Annotated in this window: 20 protein-coding genes and 5 pseudogenes; 7 read left to right on the forward strand and 18 right to left on the reverse strand. The window is 59.6% G+C overall.

The genetic code is table 11. The features are described 5' to 3' along the window. On the forward strand, nucleotides 1-549 hold a 549-nt coding region (locus CFB24_RS23265), incomplete at its 5' end, for a hypothetical protein (protein ID WP_210190750.1). A 78-nt stretch (nucleotides 550-627) separates the two neighbouring features. Here the strand turns inward: CFB24_RS23265 and CFB24_RS20940 are convergent. After that, nucleotides 628-1,218 carry a hypothetical protein gene (locus tag CFB24_RS20940; RefSeq protein ID WP_141098545.1) on the reverse strand — a complete coding sequence of 197 codons (591 nt, stop codon included), beginning with the start codon at nucleotides 1,216-1,218 and terminating at the stop codon, nucleotides 628-630. Between the two features lie 53 nt (nucleotides 1,219-1,271). On the opposite strand from CFB24_RS20940, the gene CFB24_RS20945 reads away from it, so the two are divergent. Beyond that, nucleotides 1,272-1,511 (forward strand): type II toxin-antitoxin system VapB family antitoxin, encoded by a 240-nt coding sequence (locus CFB24_RS20945; protein WP_088522477.1) that lies wholly within the window; start codon nucleotides 1,272-1,274, stop codon nucleotides 1,509-1,511. After that, nucleotides 1,511-1,957 (forward strand): type II toxin-antitoxin system VapC family toxin, encoded by a 447-nt coding sequence (locus CFB24_RS20950; RefSeq protein ID WP_088522571.1) that lies wholly within the window; start codon nucleotides 1,511-1,513, stop codon nucleotides 1,955-1,957. The genes CFB24_RS20945 and CFB24_RS20950 overlap by 1 nt, the downstream gene beginning before the upstream one ends. 527 nt (nucleotides 1,958-2,484) lie before the next feature. On the opposite strand, the gene CFB24_RS20955 is transcribed toward CFB24_RS20950, so the two are convergent. The 5 genes from CFB24_RS20955 to CFB24_RS20975 all read right to left on the reverse strand — a co-directional run bounded on the left by CFB24_RS20955 (nucleotide 2,485) and on the right by CFB24_RS20975 (nucleotide 3,905). After that, nucleotides 2,485-2,676: a hypothetical protein gene (locus tag CFB24_RS20955; RefSeq protein WP_088522572.1), complete on the reverse strand. Its 192-nt coding sequence runs from the start codon at nucleotides 2,674-2,676 to the stop codon at nucleotides 2,485-2,487. Between the two features lie 114 nt (nucleotides 2,677-2,790). Then, nucleotides 2,791-3,054 carry a helix-turn-helix domain-containing protein gene (locus tag CFB24_RS20960; RefSeq protein WP_141098546.1) on the reverse strand — a complete coding sequence of 88 codons (264 nt, stop codon included), beginning with the start codon at nucleotides 3,052-3,054 and terminating at the stop codon, nucleotides 2,791-2,793. Nucleotides 3,055-3,179: 125 nt separating this feature from the next. Then, the gene (locus CFB24_RS20965) at nucleotides 3,180-3,383 is read right to left on the reverse strand and encodes a hypothetical protein (RefSeq protein WP_088522574.1); all 204 of its coding nucleotides are present in this window, start codon (nucleotides 3,381-3,383) and stop codon (nucleotides 3,180-3,182) included. A 14-nt stretch (nucleotides 3,384-3,397) separates the two neighbouring features. After that, nucleotides 3,398-3,568: a hypothetical protein gene (locus tag CFB24_RS23270; RefSeq protein ID WP_158255368.1), complete on the reverse strand. Its 171-nt coding sequence runs from the start codon at nucleotides 3,566-3,568 to the stop codon at nucleotides 3,398-3,400. A gap of 76 nt (nucleotides 3,569-3,644) precedes the next feature. Next, complete coding sequence (locus CFB24_RS20975) at nucleotides 3,645-3,905, reverse strand: hypothetical protein (protein ID WP_088522576.1); 261 nt, start codon at nucleotides 3,903-3,905, stop codon at nucleotides 3,645-3,647. Nucleotides 3,906-4,408: 503 nt separating this feature from the next. Here CFB24_RS20975 and CFB24_RS23775 point away from each other — a divergent pair. The 3 genes and pseudogenes from CFB24_RS23775 to CFB24_RS20985 all read left to right on the forward strand — a co-directional run. Beyond that, nucleotides 4,409-4,600: pseudogene (locus CFB24_RS23775) on the forward strand (LabA-like NYN domain-containing protein); the annotation flags it as partial. Between the two features lie 259 nt (nucleotides 4,601-4,859). After that, nucleotides 4,860-5,000, forward strand: coding sequence for a hypothetical protein (locus tag CFB24_RS23275; protein WP_158255367.1), 141 nt, complete (start codon nucleotides 4,860-4,862; stop codon nucleotides 4,998-5,000). A 646-nt stretch (nucleotides 5,001-5,646) separates the two neighbouring features. After that, the gene (locus tag CFB24_RS20985; RefSeq protein WP_141098547.1) at nucleotides 5,647-6,522 is read left to right on the forward strand and encodes a glycosyltransferase family 32 protein; all 876 of its coding nucleotides are present in this window, start codon (nucleotides 5,647-5,649) and stop codon (nucleotides 6,520-6,522) included. A gap of 489 nt (nucleotides 6,523-7,011) precedes the next feature. Here CFB24_RS20985 and CFB24_RS20990 read toward each other — a convergent pair whose 3' ends face one another. The 12 genes and pseudogenes from CFB24_RS20990 to CFB24_RS21035 all read right to left on the reverse strand — a co-directional run. Beyond that, nucleotides 7,012-7,467, reverse strand: a complete 456-nt coding sequence (locus tag CFB24_RS20990; protein ID WP_088522578.1) for a hypothetical protein — start codon at nucleotides 7,465-7,467, stop codon at nucleotides 7,012-7,014. Further along, nucleotides 7,464-8,411 (reverse strand): annotated as a pseudogene (gene tnpC / locus CFB24_RS20995) (IS66 family transposase); the annotation flags it as partial. The pseudogene tnpC and the gene CFB24_RS20990, both read right to left, overlap by 4 nt. Nucleotides 8,412-8,416: 5 nt before the next feature. After that, nucleotides 8,417-8,863 (reverse strand): annotated as a pseudogene (locus CFB24_RS21000) (IS21 family transposase); the annotation flags it as partial. A gap of 259 nt (nucleotides 8,864-9,122) precedes the next feature. After that, a complete protein-coding gene (gene tnpB, locus CFB24_RS23780; protein ID WP_244593357.1) occupies nucleotides 9,123-9,269 on the reverse strand; it encodes an IS66 family insertion sequence element accessory protein TnpB in 147 nt (48 codons plus the stop codon). Further along, nucleotides 9,266-9,427 carry a transposase gene (locus CFB24_RS23785; protein ID WP_244593356.1) on the reverse strand — a complete coding sequence of 54 codons (162 nt, stop codon included), beginning with the start codon at nucleotides 9,425-9,427 and terminating at the stop codon, nucleotides 9,266-9,268. Before CFB24_RS23785 ends, tnpB begins: the two co-directional genes overlap by 4 nt. Beyond that, nucleotides 9,424-9,852 carry an IS66-like element accessory protein TnpA gene (tnpA, locus tag CFB24_RS21015; RefSeq protein ID WP_088522579.1) on the reverse strand — a complete coding sequence of 143 codons (429 nt, stop codon included), beginning with the start codon at nucleotides 9,850-9,852 and terminating at the stop codon, nucleotides 9,424-9,426. Before tnpA (CFB24_RS21015) ends, CFB24_RS23785 begins: the two co-directional genes overlap by 4 nt. Nucleotides 9,853-9,876: 24 nt before the next feature. Next, nucleotides 9,877-10,167 carry a helix-turn-helix domain-containing protein gene (locus tag CFB24_RS21020; protein WP_176440469.1) on the reverse strand — a complete coding sequence of 97 codons (291 nt, stop codon included), beginning with the start codon at nucleotides 10,165-10,167 and terminating at the stop codon, nucleotides 9,877-9,879. A gap of 132 nt (nucleotides 10,168-10,299) precedes the next feature. Continuing rightward, on the reverse strand, nucleotides 10,300-10,722 hold the full coding sequence (gene tnpA / locus CFB24_RS21025; RefSeq protein WP_158255366.1) for an IS66-like element accessory protein TnpA: 423 nt from the start codon (nucleotides 10,720-10,722) through the stop codon (nucleotides 10,300-10,302). 215 nt (nucleotides 10,723-10,937) lie between these two features. After that, nucleotides 10,938-13,229, reverse strand: a complete 2,292-nt coding sequence (gspD, locus tag CFB24_RS21030) for a type II secretion system secretin GspD (RefSeq protein WP_088522581.1) — start codon at nucleotides 13,227-13,229, stop codon at nucleotides 10,938-10,940. Nucleotides 13,230-13,368: 139 nt separating this feature from the next. Then, nucleotides 13,369-13,620, reverse strand: a complete 252-nt coding sequence (locus tag CFB24_RS22815; protein WP_141098548.1) for a hypothetical protein — start codon at nucleotides 13,618-13,620, stop codon at nucleotides 13,369-13,371. A gap of 292 nt (nucleotides 13,621-13,912) precedes the next feature. After that, the gene (locus tag CFB24_RS23975) at nucleotides 13,913-14,035 is read right to left on the reverse strand and encodes a hypothetical protein (protein ID WP_264583670.1); all 123 of its coding nucleotides are present in this window, start codon (nucleotides 14,033-14,035) and stop codon (nucleotides 13,913-13,915) included. Between the two features lie 178 nt (nucleotides 14,036-14,213). Further along, a pseudogene (locus CFB24_RS21035) lies at nucleotides 14,214-14,801 on the reverse strand (IS630 family transposase); the annotation flags it as partial. Between the two features lie 626 nt (nucleotides 14,802-15,427). Between CFB24_RS21035 and CFB24_RS21040 the strand changes: the two are divergent. Next, nucleotides 15,428-15,622, forward strand: a pseudogene (locus CFB24_RS21040) (IS630 family transposase); the annotation flags it as partial.

The following is a 15,622-nucleotide window of genomic DNA, read 5'->3' on the forward strand; positions in this document are numbered from 1 at the left end:
GCCGAATGGAAGCGAAAAGAGGCGTATCGGTATTACGCTTACCTGCTGGCCTGGTCGTGGGCCGGGACGCCCAACCTCCTGTCCGAAATCGTCTATAGCGACCAGGCCGCCCGCCTGATGGCGGAAATCTACGACGGCGATCCCACCCCGCTGTTCAATCTGCTGGTCGACCAATACGCCGACCAATCGTACCGGTTTTGGCAATTCCGGACGCTGATCTTGCTGGTCAAGAAGGGCGGGCTCGATCTCGCAACCGTGAAAGACTTCCTGATCCGCGCCTTCGACCTGCTTGAGCAGGAGCCGGAGCAGCATGTCTGGCGCGGCTGGGAAGAGGTGATCATTTATTTTGGCCTTGAGGAGCTGATCCCGCTCGTTGAGCGCGCGCATAAGGCTGAGTGGATTCTCGAAGGGACCATCGAGGAATTCCGCGAGAAATGGGCCTACGCCAGGGCGCATCCGGAAGCCCCGATCGAGGGCGATCTGATCGCGCCTTACCAGGGTTTCGACAAGGAAGTCGCCGAGGCCTTCGCCAACCGCGCGAGGCCTTGATCAGCTGTCTGGCGGCAGCGTCGACGCCGCTATCGCTTCGCCCAGACCTTCAAGGGCCGAGCGAAGTGGGGATCGTCGTCAATCGCCCATTATCAGAACGCCGTCCGATTCCCTGTAGACAAGGCTGCGCGGCTCGGACGGACAGCACGGCTTGTCGTTGTCGCGGAAGGTTCGGGCTTCCACGTAAATTCTTCCGTCGCGTACGCTGACATTGTCGAGCTGTCCGACCGGAAGCGGCATGATCGGGATTTTCTTGAGGCGATCGTCTTCGATCGTGAGCACTTCGAATTCCGAGGTTTTGGCGGCGTCGCCCTCCGGACCCTTCGGATAATCCAGCGAATAGCTGATGACGACGACGTCCTTCAATGCGTTCAGGCCGCCTTCATAGATCCGTTTGTAATCGACGACGTCGATGCTGGTGTAAATCGACTTGAGATAGTCCAGGATGATTTCGTCGGACGGCTCCTGGGCGTGGGCGGCGGGCGCGGTCAACGCAAGGCCAAGCGAAACGAGTGCGGTTTGAGCGTAGCGGGTCAGCATGGTGTTCACCTCGGCGATGGTCGCGATCAGGAGCGATCGCGACTGGAGCGCCTTCATAGGAGACACGCACTGGCGCGAATTCGGACACAGCCGTGGCGGCTGCGTTTCTCGTCTGTTTGCCGCGCGCAAGCTTGTATTCACGTGTAGACGGCCATATATTCACGCCTACGCAAGGATCACCCATGCCGCTCAACATTCGCAACGAAGAGGTCAATCAGCTCGCTGAGAAGCTCGCTGCGCAAAAACGCGTCAACAAGACCGAGGCGGTGAGAATCGCGCTCGAGAACGAATTGCGCCGCGCGTCTGAAGCGTTGCCTCTGTGGGAGCGGCTCAAACCTTTGCGCGACCGCGTCGCCGCCTATCCCGACAGCGGCCTTGCAGCAGACAAGGCGTTTTTCGATGAACTGAACGGTGACTACTGATGTTCGTCGACGCCTCAGTCATCATCGCCATCATGACAGGCGAGCCAGACGCCGAGTTTTTCGCGGCGCATATTGATGCGGCGCGGACAAAGCGGCCAGTGACCTCCGTCCTGGCGGTTTGGGAGGCGACGGTCGGATTGTACCGCAAGAAGCGCATTCCCATGAACGAGGCGGAAGCCCGCGTGCAAGAGTTTATCGAGGCCGCCGATATCCATGTGCTGTCGATCGGATCGCGCGACTTGCCGACCGCCCTCCAGGCGTTCGAGCGTTACGGGCGGCATCGATACCCGGACGCCGAACGCAACAGCGCGCTCAATCTCGCCGACTGTTTCCACTATGCGACGGCGAAATCCTGCTGTGCGCCGATCCTGACCAAGGATGGCGGTTTTGCCTTGACGGACGTCGCGACCATCGGCGTCGATCCATCCCGCCCAACGGCATCGTAGACCCACCGCCTGGATCAGATCTACTTCCAAACGGTCGCGCGTGCGCTGGCAGCGCGGGAGTATTCGGCGCTTGCGCGACACATACGTTCGTCGACGTCCCCGGAGGAAGCGAGACCGGCGCGGAGCAGAGTGTCCCGCGCACGTTTCCGCGCGCTTGGCATCGGCCGAACGCTGGCGGTGAACGCGGCGCCATCGACCAGGCGCGCGACGACGTCCCGCCAGTCAACGCGATGGGGAGCGCGCTACGCGAGCCGCTTCTCCCGGCGTCCTACGCCACGTGCTTGAACACGATCGGCGGGAATGCCGCTTGAGCACCATCAGCGTCATGGGATGGAAGCCCGGCCCGCTCCATCATCGTTTGACGATGGGGCGGCCCTTTTTATGAGGGGGGCTTCATGGCGAATCGCCGCCCTGCAGGTTCAAATGCTGCTCAACACGGCGAAGGCGTTCCTCAAGCTCGGGATGAGCACCCCTTGCGCGATCGCCGAGGCGGAGAGCAGCCGGTAGGTGGTGCCCCTTCTGCGAGTTTAAGTCGTTTCAGCCCCGTTCTGGGCGATTAAAACTGGCGCATGCGACGCTAAGTTTGCGAGCGCCTGGTCCAAGTGCTCGATCGCCCTAGACAACGCTTGGGCGTCTGTAAATGCTACGAGCTCGGCGCGGGCGTACAAAACGTCCACGATGGCGAGTTCCGCCGCCGCCTCAGCTTCATTCTTACTCATTTCCTCTCCGGCGCCGTCCGCGGTCGACTCTCCGCACTCCTCAGTGCAAACGATGCCCCATATGGCCGCCCCATTGCACTAGGTCAACATCAACGATTTGACTTGCAATGATTTTCATTCAGCTGCCGAGCAGGCGGCTACGTTGCTCTCTGATCGGCCCATCCAAGGCTCGAAGAAGTAGCTGACCGACAAGTTCAGCAGCCTACAAATGGAACGCATTGTCTGCGGGTCCACCCGCGCCAAGCCAGCTTCAAACTCGCGGATGCGCTGCCCCGTCGTATTAAGCTGTTCTGCGAACGTCAGCTGATCAAGACCAGCTGCAAGACGCTTCATGCGAAGGCGCGCGCCGATTTCACGATCAATGGCTGAGGTTTTCACAATTCCACCCTCACGTTAGGTTGAGAGAATCACGTTACGTCATCAAGGGTTGTAGCCCCCATAAGGCTAGGGTCAAGTAGTGATTCCAGCGAATAGCGGGATGCGCCCCAGTCGCGCTTCCTGTTTCATTCTGCGAATGATGTTAGATTGAACCGAAGATCATTCTTTGCGGCCCAGGAACTGAGAAAGCGCCTTTCGGTCATGGCGGCGATTGAACGCGTCAGACAGAGTTTGCCGAGCGAGTTCGGCGCCTTGCGAAAGGCGTCGTTCAGTTCACGGATGCGCGCGGTGCGACCGGCTTCGTCTGCGGTTTGGTCAGGTTCGGACATCGGAATCGCCTCCGTCAGCCGTGAACGCGCCCCGCCTCGATCTCTCCGGTCGAGGCGTAGAGCGCGGAAAGATGCAGGGCGGCCGGAGAATGGGCGGCGGCGTGGAGATAGCGCCGCCAATCCGTTCCATTCCATTGCGCCGGGTTGACGCGCCGCTGTTGCGGCCGGAGGCGGCGCGCTCGCAATCCATGATCAGATCCGTCGCGAGCTGGTCGGTCGTCCGTTTGCGCGTGGCGAGGCGTTGTTTGATCGGATCGGTGATCATTCCGGGACCTCCCGCAAGCAGGAGCGAACCGTCTCCACGAAATTCGTCAGCGCATTGACGGCTTGGTCGCCGTCGGCGGCTTCGGGAACGCCGGGCGCAAGCAAGGTCTCGTTATCGTGCGCGAGACGCGCCACGACGGAAACCGCGGATTTCAGGACGTCGAGGTCGGCATGTCGCGCGATGGGAAGCGCGCCGGCAGGGCATTTTTTGGCGAAGCCAATGACGCCGGCGCGATCGGCGTAAGCGATGAAAGACATGGATGTCTCCGTGCGAAAGCGCGCGCGGCATGGCCGGCGCGGCGATGGTCTCGGGAATGGGGTGATGTGGACCGGATCAATCAGCGTGGCGGCGGCGCCACGCTGTCGTCGGTCCTGGCTTCACGCCGCGGCGGCGTGGGTCTCGTCGTCTTCGCCATCGGCTTGATCGTCGTCATTGGCGGAGGCGGGGTTTTCCGAGTCGTCACCCGACGCGTCGGTCGGTTCGCCCTCGTCCGAAGACGTCTCGTCGCCCTCCTGGTCCTCGGCGGCGCAATACGCGTAGCTTCGTGTGAAGGCGGCGACGTCTTCTGCACTGACGGCGAAGTGAGCTTCCGGAAGGACGACGCGGGTTTCGCGCGCCTGCTCGATGACGGCGGCGCGCGTGTCCTTGACCTTGCCGCGCGGAAGTACGAACGGAGCGCAGCCAGGACCTCACCGCACCGCCCCTGTCCGATGAGCGGCCGACTTGGACGCACCCAACCGCCTTTTCCGCTTGCCCAGCGCTGTCGGTGGTGTCCACAATCACCACCCAGCAACCGATGGTCGCCGACAACTTGCGCCGTCAGGCCGATGAATTCGTCGATCTCTTCAATCTGGCTGTTAAGATCGGCCGCGCCCCGTCCGAGCGCGCGCAGCGATTCCTAGAGCGCCGTTCAACCCAACCGCTTACAGCCCATACGGAGGAAACAACTTAGAAGCGACCAGGCCGTTGACTTCTGCGAGGAACTGACAATTGTCGACTTAGGACTTAACGGTCCGGCCAGGTCAAGTTTCCATCCTTCTCCTTTCCTATGCCGCCTGCGCCTCGACGGCGAGGCCCCACAAATCCTCGCCGAGGCAAACGGTCTGGCGAATCACGGCACGGCAATGCCAATCACCTGACCGGCGGGCACGTTATCTTTTAGGCGGCCTTTTGACGCACACCACGTTTGCGGCACCCTCTCGGACGCCGCCGTGGGCCTACTGCACGTCTCGTGCGATTTCGCGCGGGGCCTCGTCGCCGTGCTGCTCGACCTTCTCGGCAATGTCGTCGGCATTCAGGCGAAGACCGCCCAGCGCGCGGCAAATACTTCAAACGCCAGGCTGACGTTCTGAATCTCGTCAATTGCCGCCGCGAGGGACACAAACGGCCCGCTTTGCGCTGGGCAGCCCACGGGAGAACGGCTATCGCGAAAGTTCCTAGCTTCCCTGCGACCTGCTTAACCGAGAAACGTTCTACACGCTCAACGAGGCGCAAATCGTGACCGGAGCTTGGTGCCGTCGATACAACGAGTCGGGTCACATTCGGATTTAAGCCGCAAGCCGTCCGCTCAAGAAGTCGGTCTATGGCCGGCTACGACGATCTGAACCAGCTGTGCCCACGACACCTATGGTCGCTCTTCAACGCGTCTTGCAATAATATGTAAACTGAACAACCGAATGGGGTGAGCCACACAGGAGGCCAACTTGTCTATTTTGCGGATCCATCATGAGATGACAACCGGAGCATATTTCGGTCTCTCGTAGGACGGATTTGTTATCCGCCCAACCGTTATGCCGGTCCGCACCAACGGAAATGGACTGGCAAAGCGCGAGACATGGCTCGGACGGTTTGACGTAAAGCGCCGGTGACCCTAATTTACAGCTGATGCTTAATCGCAGCCCCGCCGGCAGACACATGCGTCCTGCAAATTTTCAATAAAAAAACGCCGCCCGAACTCTAACAACTGAACGAACAAACGAAGGTTTTCAGGAGACTGCCGTGAAGCTTTTGGAACGACTGAAGCAACAATTGGACGCTTCAGATTTTAATAAATTCGTAAACGTTGCCGACTCTCTCAAGGAAGTCGACACACAGAGTCTGTATCCGCTTTTCTGTAAAGCATTTACTTTCGAAGCTATAAGAAAACAAACGCCTAATGGTGAGACCGCCGAAATTCCCGCCAGAATAATTCAATTTTGGGATCAACGAGTTCCGCCGGACGATGTGCTTAAATGCATTAGTCAATGGCGTGAAATTGACGGATTTGAACACATAATGTTCGACCAACACATGGCCGGAACATACATCGGCGCAACTTACGGACCCACCGAAATAGAAGCGTTCGAATATTGTCATCATCCGGCAATGCGCTGCGATTACTTTCGACTGGCCTATCTTGCGCAATATGGCGGCATTTACATTGACGCAGATAATGTACCAGGAAGACGCCATCTCAGGGAGTTGCTGGATGGGCGCGGTGGATTGAAACTGCAATTTTTGTGCGCAGGCAACAACGAAATGGTGTCGCGTGAGCGAATATTGACAAATACAGAAAACAAAAACCTTTGGCGTTACTATTTTAATAACGACCCAATTATAACGAAGCCCAACCATCCTGTGATCATCCGAGCCTTACGCCGAGCAACTAAAGAAATTCTTCTTTGCAAAGAAAGAAGAGAGAAGGCCAGCATTCACTGGGTCACAGGGCCAGACAATCTAAGCTTGGTCCTATTCGATGAGTTTATGCACTGCATAAAGACTGACTCTGACTTCGATTTTTGTGGGATTGAAGACTGGAACGCCTATGGTTGTCAGTTATGGAAACTGGATTACCGTGGCACCGACCGTGATTGGCGCTCAGGCAAGTCGGTGTGATGTTTGGCGGGTCCGTCAAACAGAAACAACGGCGCAAAGCGCCCCTGAAGCACGGCGGATCGAGAAAGGAACTTTGTCTGATAGCCATGCGGAGACTGGCCAGCGGCCGCGATAAGCCACGCGCTGTCAATTGGCTTCCATTTTGGCTCTGACTCAATTTTCATGAAGTTCAGGCACCAACTGGCACTGTTTTCTCGGTGAGAAACATTACCATGCGCTTCGCCCTTCGAGCAACGATTTCGGTTCCGAGCGCGCTCGTTGTCGCAGGCGTAGAGAAGACTGGTCGATTCGGTGACTCCGTGCGACCTGTGGGTAAAACCAGGCCATCCCCCAGATGTGGGACCGTTTCCGGTCGAATTCACAGCCGAAATCGGCGCCTCGCTATGCGCCGCCTGCCGACCAAAATCCGTCAAGCCGTCAGTGCGCCGGGGTTGATAGAACAGTCCAGCTTCAGACTCACCGTACGCATCCGGCGTAGGCCGCTATTGGCTATGTTTTTGATCCGAGCAAGGTGGCGCGCTCACGTTGCCCGTCGAGCACCTGTTCGAACTCTGCTGCGAATGTGTCCAGGTTGCCGTATTCCGTTAGGAAGCGCACTGTGACCGATTGCTGCTGATCTCTATCCGGATTGGTTCTGCTCTCGGTTGCAAGGTCGACCACGACCAAAAGCTCGCCTCGGACATTATAGGGACGGACTGCAATCCGGAGATGACATTGTTCAAGGATACCTTTGCGGTCCCGATCCCAGAAGCCACCTTGAATTACGGGTGGGCTCGCTGCCGAGATCGGAAACTCGCGCCGAGTGTTGATGAAGCCATCCTTCACGGCTTGCCGGTCGAACCAGGCCGAGCTCGTCCCGGAGAAGGTGCCCGATTTCACAGTAGCGACGAGCTGGCCGAGCCATTCGTCGTCGGGGCTGTACCTGACGTGGATTTCGGCCGTCATGCTGCCAACCTTGTGGGCTGCTTGCGCCAATTCCACGGCAGCAGATCACAGATCTGTTTGGCGGGATGATCGGCGATCCGCGTCAACACGTCTTCGAGCCAAGCTTGCGGGTCGACGCCATTCATCTTGCAGGTGACGATTAGGCTGTACATGGCGGTCGCCCGCTGCCCGCCGCGGTCGGATCCGCTGAACAACCACGATTTCCTGCCGAGAGCGATGCCGCGAAGACCGCGCTCGGCGGCGTTGTTCGACAGGCAAACGCGGCCATCCTTGATAAAGAGCGTGAACGCCGGCCAGCGCTTGAGAATGTAATTGATCGCCGTGACCAGATCATGCCCACGCGACAGCCGGGCGGCCTGCTCGCGCATATAGGCTTGGAGATCCTCGACCAGAGGCCGGCTCCGTTCTTGCCGAACCGCCAAGCGCTCTGCGGCGGTCTTGCCGTTGATAGCCCGCTCGATCTCGAACAGCGCGTCGATGCGGCGCACCACCTCGATCGCGATCGGCGACAACGGGATTTCCTTTTTGCCGGCGGCCTTGCGGCGGGCGTTCTCCTCGATGTCGGCCATGGCGAAGAACGGACGCCGCGCATGGACCCAGCACGCCGCCTCCTTGATCGGGCCGGGATTGCGGTCTGCCTCATAGAGCTTTCCATAGCCGTCATAGGCGTCGGCTTGCAGGATGCCGGAATAGTTCGCCAGATGCGCCTGCGGATGCTCCCCCCGGCGATTGCGCGAGTAATAAAACATTGCCGCAGGCGGGCCGGCACCGCCGAACGGCTTGTCGTCGCGCACATAGACCCAACATCGCCCGGTGTCGGTCTTGCCGGCGGCCAGAACGGGCACGGTCGTGTCGTCGCCATGCAACCGCTCGGCCGCCATCACATGTTTTTCCACCAGGCGCCGGATCGGCGCGAGCGCCGCGCAGACCGCTCCCACCGCATCTTGCCATAACTGCGGTTGATCTCGGGGTCGTAAAACGAGGCCTTGTGGACGCCGCTCTTGAGATTGTCGGGAACCAGCAGTTTCGGCGCCCCGCCGAAAAACCGGTACATCCGCACATGCGAGCCGATCCAGTCCGGCAGCTGTTGGGTCCAGGTCGCCTCGGCGAAAGTCAGCGTCGAGGCGCCGAGAACGGCGACGAAGATCTCGGCCTCGCGGATCTCGCCGGTGGCCGGATCGACGATCGGCAGCTTCTTGCCGGAATAATCGACGAAGACCTTTTCGCCGGGCTCATGGTGCTGGCGCATGGTCGGAGACAGGCGCCGTTCAAACTCGCGGAAGAGTTCGCAAAACCGCGAATAGCCATAGCCCGCAGGATGATCCGCGCGGTATTCCTCCCACAGAATCTGAAGGCTAACGCCCGGCCGCTTCAACTCGCGCGCCAACGCCGCCCAGTGTAAGACCGCATGTCCGTCTTGTTGAACGACGCGGCACGGATTGGCTATCCGCTCCCGAACTCGCCGCCAGGCTGAACATTCCGGTGAACTGGCTCTATGTGCAAATCCGGCGGCGGCGCCTGATGGTCGATCGCCAACCCAATGGTGCTTACCTCTTCAACGATACCGCGGCGGTTCTTGAAGGCGTGCGGCGATTGCGAAAGCATGCGATCGACAGCCTCGACCTCAGAATCTGTCAGCCTCGCTCCCGGGGGCATCAACATGGATAATCGAGCAGCGCCGAAAGCTGCGCGGAAGAAAGCCGCATCGTTCCGTCGGCGATGCCGGGCCAGCGGAACACGCCATCCTCCAGGCGCTTGGAGAAAAGGCACAGGCCCGTGCCGTCCCAGATAACCAGCTTCACGCGATCGGCCCGCTTGGCGCGAAAGACATAGACAGCGCCGCTGAATGGATCGCTGCCATCGCTTCGCGCACGAGGGTGGCCAGTCCCTCTGCGCCTTTGCGGAAGTCGACGGGCTTCGTCGCCACCATCACCCGCACAGCGCCGGACGGACCGATCATCGTGTCCCCGTCGGCCGCAGCGCGCGCAGGACCGCCGTCGTCAGCGCGGGCTCCGCCTCCGGCCAGATCCGCACATGGGTGCCGTTCACCTCGACTTCGATGACCGGCGCGGGAGCTTTCGCAGCAGGTTCCGAATCCGCAGGCGCGCCGCGCGGGGCTTCGTCGAGAACGGCGGGAACGAACGAAGGCGCCGAATTCGCCTGCGCCCTTTGACGCGCCTCGCGCCGCCAGGTGAACAACTGCTGCGGCGACAATCCGTGGCGACGCGCTACTTGCGAAACCACCGCGCCGGGCGCCAGCGAGGCCTCGATCACCTGCGCCTTGTACTCGTCCGACCAGTGGCGACGAACGCCGCCGCCGGTGATGACTTCAATCCGCCGCACGGGCGAGGGTTTCGGGTCAAGCGTAAAATCAAGTCCAGACACAAGCCGATCTCCAAAATCAGTGCGTCAGACTCGCCTGTCTCGCCTCGATTTTGAAGGTGGGAGCAAAACAGCGCTTACCGCCCATTCTGGTTCGGGCCGCAAACGCTTGCCGGCGCTCGTGGCGGGCCGGGCCAAAAGCTTCTCTTCCAGCGCGGCGTCGGTCAGTTCCGGCAACAAGGGCCAGGACAGGCCGGCCGCGGCGGCCCGCTTGAGCGCATCCTGAACGGTCGAGCGCGCCGCCCCGACCGCCCGGCTGATCTCTCGCCCGCTCGCGCCGTTGGAATGAAGACGCAGCAATAGCCGCATCTGTCTCATGGTCAGCTCCCTGTTCGCTGGCATTTGCGCCCTCCCATTCGGAAGCTTCGCAATGCCTGATCAGCTGACCCTTGAGGCGTCCTTCAGTTTGCCGCCTGCGTCGGACAAAAAAGGTCCGCGCGGTCGCCGACTTCACATCAGAATGGTGGCCGGCTTCAGATCGGAACGGTGGCCGACATCAAATCGGAATCCCCGGCCGGCTTCGCGTCGGAATACCTGGCCGGATTGAATCGGAATCCGCACGCCGGCGTGGATGCGCACGCGCGCGTCCTTCAACTCCACCTCGATCACCGCGGCGTTTGAGCAGTTCGATGACGGCGACAAGCAAGGCGCCGCCGGCGTCGGTTCAATGACGACCGGTGCGAACCCACCGGCGGCCGCCTCCGTCGTCTCGCGCATATCACGGCGCCATTTGAAGACAAGGCTGGTGCAAACATCCTCGCGCCGCGCCACTTCCGCGATCACCGCGCCGGGCTCGGAAACGACCGCGAGGATCCGCGCCCGGTCTTCGTCACTCCAGCGCCGGCGGCGCTCGGCGCCGGAAATCACCGTCATTCGTCCCATGCTGCGCAGCTAACCTCGCTCATAAAGCCGATTTAGCTGCGAAGCATCGTTCCGAGGCCCTAAATCCCGCAAGGCGCGTCACGCCCGAGGGATACGACTCGCCCGTCGCACCTCGATTTTTAACATGGGAGCACAGCAGCGCTTGCCGCTCAGAGGGTTGGATTGGCAAATCGCAACAGCCCGGGGCTTGCGCCTGCACTTTCGCGCTATTCGCCGTCTAGAATGGCGCGGTCAAGCGTCCGGCTTAATGAATGCGGCTTCTTGATCGCCCGGCTTGAGATTTCGCGCATTTGACGCTTGTACTCGTCTGTGATCGCCAGCGCCTCAGCGCTCGAGCGCAACACATGCGGTGTGATCATAATCAGCAGTTCTGTCTTGCCGACACTATCCTTTTTATCCTTGAAGGCGTTCCCAATGAGGGGAATGTCGCCGAGCACCGGAACCTGATTGTCGGCATGGGAATGATCGTGTTGCATCAAACCGCCCAGCATCAGGGCTTCGCCGTCTTTGACCACGACGTCAGTGCTTACTTTGCGCTGTTGGATGGTCGGATTGGTGTTTGTGCTTGTTATCGTGTTCGTATCCACATTAGAAACCTCCTGCACTAGATTCAACATTACGCGACCACTATCGCTAATATGCGGCGTGATCGACAAAATGACGCCCGTGTCGCGGTAGGACACCGACGTATATGTGTTGCCGAGCGCCGTAGCGCTCTGCAGCGAGGCAACCGGCACTTGGTCACCAACCTGCAGAACAGCTTGATGATTGTCCAGGACAGTCAACGAGGGCGTCGACACGATATTTACAGTGGTGATCGCGTTAAGCGCGTTGAGGGTAACTTGTGTGTTCGCCGTCTTGAGCGCATAGGAAAAACCTGGGAAGATCGCGCCAGTACCCACGTTCAGGGGATTGTTGCCGAGAATGTCGCTGGGGGTTGTTGGCTCGCCCTTTGGTGTGGCGGAATTCGTCGAGAATCCACTGTAACTCGTATGGCGGTTGAAATACGATTCAACCCCAAAATGTAAGGCGTCGTTGATGGTGACCTCAGCTATTGTCGCCTCGATAAAGACTTGGTTCGGCGACACGTCGAGTGTTTCAATCACCCGTAATATCTTTCGGTAATCGTCTGACGACGCCATGATTACCAAGGCGTTCTTTGCATCGTCAGCAGCGAGGCGAAAACGACTGTCTTCGCCAAGCGCCGCAGCTTGCATGCCATTTCCCAAACTCCCGCCGGAGGAGGACGCGGAAGACTGGAAATCGCTCTGTCCGTTTCCCGCTGCGCTCAAAGGATTGGAGGAAGGTGTGCCGTTAGAGGTAAGCCCCCCGAGTGGATTTGTCGGCGGGGCGCCATTCTGACCGAACATGCTGTTATTGGCCGAAGAGACCACGGATTGCCCTTGGCGCGGAGATGATGAGGAGCCGATCTTCCCGCCAGTCTCGGATGCAAACATTGCAGTCAACACCTGCAGCAACTCCTTAGCCGGACGGTTCTGTACCCGGTAAGTGAAAAACTGCTTTTCCGAGGTCTGAGCGCGGGCATCCAAGCGTTCGATCCAGGCGCGGGCTCGTTCGAGATATTGCCGGTTGGGGCTGATCACAAGGATGGCGTTGAGCCGCTTGTTGCCGACGAATTGAATCATGCCATTCATCGGCCCCTCCTTCTCGGAGCCGAACACCGTGCGGAGATCCTCCGTCATCGCGGAAGGATCAGAACTCTTCACTGGCACAAGAGCGAACGCCATCCCGCGCATCGCGTCGACGTCGAAGAGCGTGATCGCCTCGCGCATCGCATCGATCTCCTGCGGCGATCCGTTCAGCACCACTGCGCGGCGAGAACTATCGGCGCGCACGCCGCCGCCTTTGGCTGCAATGGGGTCGAGGACACGCTTCATTTCTGCCGCCGAAACATAACGCAGCGGCGCGATCACAGAATAGCCCCCAAGACCATCGCTCTCCTGCGCTGGTCCGGCGACAGCCACATCGGCGCTTGCGCCTCCCGCGGCTTCGATGGGCACAATCTTGTAGACATGTCCGGTGCGCACCAGCGCTGCGCCGGACACACGAAGTGCGGACTGAAACAGATCCAGCGCCTGACGTTTGGATACTGGACGCGCGGTGTGGACGGTGACACGACCTTCCAGTCTGGGATCTACGACGAAGTCGATGCCTTTCATGTCGCTAAGAACGACCTTCGCCGCTTCGGCGATCGGAAGATTGACAAAGTTAAGTTCGACTTTGCCATCATGGGTTTTGTAGCGCGTTTGGCTCTCGTCGGTTTCGACCGCTGGCTCCTCACTCTGGGCGAGAACGGTTGGCGTTACTTCTGCGTGAGCATTGCCCAGGGACGGGGGGCCAAGACCGCCCAGGTTATACCCCCTTTGCGTTATTGACGACGCGTAACGTCCGTTAGCAACTGGCGACTCGTCGGTCTGAAAACCGCAAAGGCTCAAAACCGCGCTCAACGCGAGTGGAATTGACGATTGCGGACGCATGGCGGCTCTCGGAAAAAAATATGATTCTATTTAGACTTATGCTTTTAGCAGAACCGCAACACACACGCTATGCGTGTGTTTTTTGGCACCTCAACCAGACCTGATCCGAGGTAGCAACCGAGATTCCTCCCCCGTTGCCTCACGTGGTAAATCGCGCATCTGCTGACGCCTCTCCTTCGATGTAAACCATGTCCAGACCTGAAGACCCTATGGTTTCATCCGGAGAGCTGTCAGGCGGAGTCTGCAGTTCATCAGCAATTGCACGTAACAAATTTGCTTCTGCTTGCCTTACGTGGTACAAGGCCCTCAACATCGATTCGATGCCACTGTTGACGGATATTTCGGCGCTCGCATAAAAAAGATCGACAGCCGCAAGCTTAGTGGTATCCATTGCTTATTGGCTCCACACGAAGGTGTGAATGGTTATTTTTAATATAGCCGTTCACTTCAATGTTATTTGAAGGCCTCAAGACATCGAGTTTTACGGCACGCAGTCCCAATCAACTCACACACTAGCATTTAGAATTACCGTGTTGGGTTCATCGACGATCGCATTATCTTACTAAGAAATACAACGACAGGTCGCAACCAACTCGACGGTTGAATCGCATAAGTTGTGTTCCACGCATGAGGCGGGAAAATTTCAGAAGCGTGAAATAGCTATCCAAATGTCGGCTACAATGTCACGTTTTCAGACCATCAAGCTGGTCGGCGGCGTGCTGGCCAGTGCGGTCGAACACCAGCACGGTGCGGATGCCGCGAACGCCCGACCAGGAGGCTTCCTTAAGGGCCGACGCCTCTACCAAGGACGTCGGCAGACGATCGATACCCAGGCAGGCGGGAGGCACCGCTCGGGATAGGCACGATCCTCAATGATATGTACTTGGACAAAGCCGCCGTCGGCGGCTCGCTCCGGTCGAACCTCCCGATCGTACGGGCGGCGAACTGGGCCTCGATCTCGCCACGGACGAAGCCCTTCGGAACCTATTGGATTGACTCCAACGCTTGGAGCCCTCGGTTTCGAGCGGCGATGATGACATCAGGGTCAGCGCGCCAGACGAATGGCTTCGGCGTCTGGTTGTGTTCGTCGATGAAGCGGTTGATGGCGGCCTGAAGATCGACGACCGAGAGAAAGACGCCATGCTGTAACCGTCGGCGCGTGAGGATGGCGATGAAGCCTTCGACGGCGTTCAGCCATGAACTCGTCGTCGGCGTGAAGTGGAACGTCCAGCGTGGGTGACGATCCAGACAGGACCGCACCTTCTCATGTTTGTGGGCGGCATAGTTGTCGAGAATGACGTGGACAACCTTGCCGGCAGGGATGTCGCGCTCAAGGGCGTTGAGGAAGCGGATGAACTCCTGATGCCGATGGCGCTGCATGTTGCGCCCGCACACTTCGCCGGTCAGCACGTCGAGGGCCGCGAACAAGGTGGTCGTGCCGTTGCGCTTGTAATCGTGCGTCAAGGTGGCGCCGCGTCCTTTCTTTAGCGGCAGGCCAGGTTGCGTCCGATCAAGGGCCTGGATTTGCGATTTCTCGTCGATGCTGATGACCAGGGCGTGCGCCGGCGGACTTCCGCGCCGTCGCACGACGCGCAAGATCGTGTCGTTGGATACGGGCGCCATCAGGCGGCAGGCGAAGCGCGCCGCGGGCCGTCCGCCCAAGGCGAGGCCGAGGCAATGAACGATGTGGTCGAGGCGCGCCGTGCGCCGCGCCCACGGCGCCAAAACGGCGTCGTCAAACCGCTCCGCGAATATGCGGCGCCCGCAAAGAACGGCATCGCAATGAAAGCGACGCGCGCAAACAAGCAGTCGAACCATTTTGCCGACTGCTGGTAAGTCGGCCACCCAAGGCGTCGTCCCCGAGGGCGCCGTGTTCAAGGCTGCGTAACTGGACGACTTCATCGCCAATTCCGAGAAGCTGAACACCACAGCTTTTCCGGATCCGGGCAGGCGGCGACCGAAGATGCCCCTTGGCTGAAATATGCCGTAAAAAAGGATGGTCCCGCCAACCCGAGCCCGACGTCCTCGAGCACGAGGAATTATGGTCTGAGCGTCATCTCGACCGGATGTGAGGTGATGCGGCCGTCTTGGCTGCATGGTGAGAACGGGCTCACGCAACGGATCCGCGACCGCTAAGGAGAACGCGATGCACATGCATCATCAGACTTGACGAGCTATACCCCATGTGAGGGGCGATGCACGCCGAAGAACAGACCCGCCCTGACGTGAGGGCGGCGCGCCAAGCCTGGTTCGATCAACAACCCGATCTCGACCCTGAACGGCTTGTATTCTTGGATGAGACCGCCGCCAACACCGCCATGGCGCGTCGCTATGGCCGCGCGCCATGCGGCGAGCGCTGCCGCCTCCTCGCCCCACACGGTCATTACAAGACC

It is taken from the genome of Rhodoblastus acidophilus, assembly GCF_900187365.1.
Taxonomy (GTDB): Bacteria; Pseudomonadota; Alphaproteobacteria; order Rhizobiales; family Beijerinckiaceae; genus Rhodoblastus; species Rhodoblastus acidophilus.

Excerpts from the sequence above, each read along its gene's own strand:
- CFB24_RS20945 (WP_088522477.1), top strand. The coding sequence starts at position 1,272 with ATGCCGCTCAACATTCGCAACGAAGAGGTCAATCAGCTCGCTGAGAAG.
- CFB24_RS20950 (WP_088522571.1), top strand. The coding sequence starts at position 1,511 with ATGTTCGTCGACGCCTCAGTCATCATCGCCATCATGACAGGCGAGCCA.
- CFB24_RS20955 (WP_088522572.1), bottom strand. The coding sequence starts at position 2,676 with ATGAGTAAGAATGAAGCTGAGGCGGCGGCGGAACTCGCCATCGTGGAC.
- CFB24_RS20965 (WP_088522574.1), bottom strand. The coding sequence starts at position 3,383 with ATGTCCGAACCTGACCAAACCGCAGACGAAGCCGGTCGCACCGCGCGC.
- CFB24_RS20975 (WP_088522576.1), bottom strand. The coding sequence starts at position 3,905 with ATGTCTTTCATCGCTTACGCCGATCGCGCCGGCGTCATTGGCTTCGCC.
- CFB24_RS20990 (WP_088522578.1), bottom strand. The coding sequence starts at position 7,467 with ATGACGGCCGAAATCCACGTCAGGTACAGCCCCGACGACGAATGGCTC.
- CFB24_RS23785 (WP_244593356.1), bottom strand. The coding sequence starts at position 9,427 with ATGATCGGTCCGTCCGGCGCTGTGCGGGTGATGGTGGCGACGAAGCCC.
- CFB24_RS21020 (WP_176440469.1), bottom strand. The coding sequence starts at position 10,167 with ATGAGACAGATGCGGCTATTGCTGCGTCTTCATTCCAACGGCGCGAGC.
- tnpA (WP_158255366.1), bottom strand. The coding sequence starts at position 10,722 with ATGACGGTGATTTCCGGCGCCGAGCGCCGCCGGCGCTGGAGTGACGAA.
- gspD (WP_088522581.1), bottom strand. The coding sequence starts at position 13,229 with ATGCGTCCGCAATCGTCAATTCCACTCGCGTTGAGCGCGGTTTTGAGC.
- CFB24_RS22815 (WP_141098548.1), bottom strand. The coding sequence starts at position 13,620 with ATGGATACCACTAAGCTTGCGGCTGTCGATCTTTTTTATGCGAGCGCC.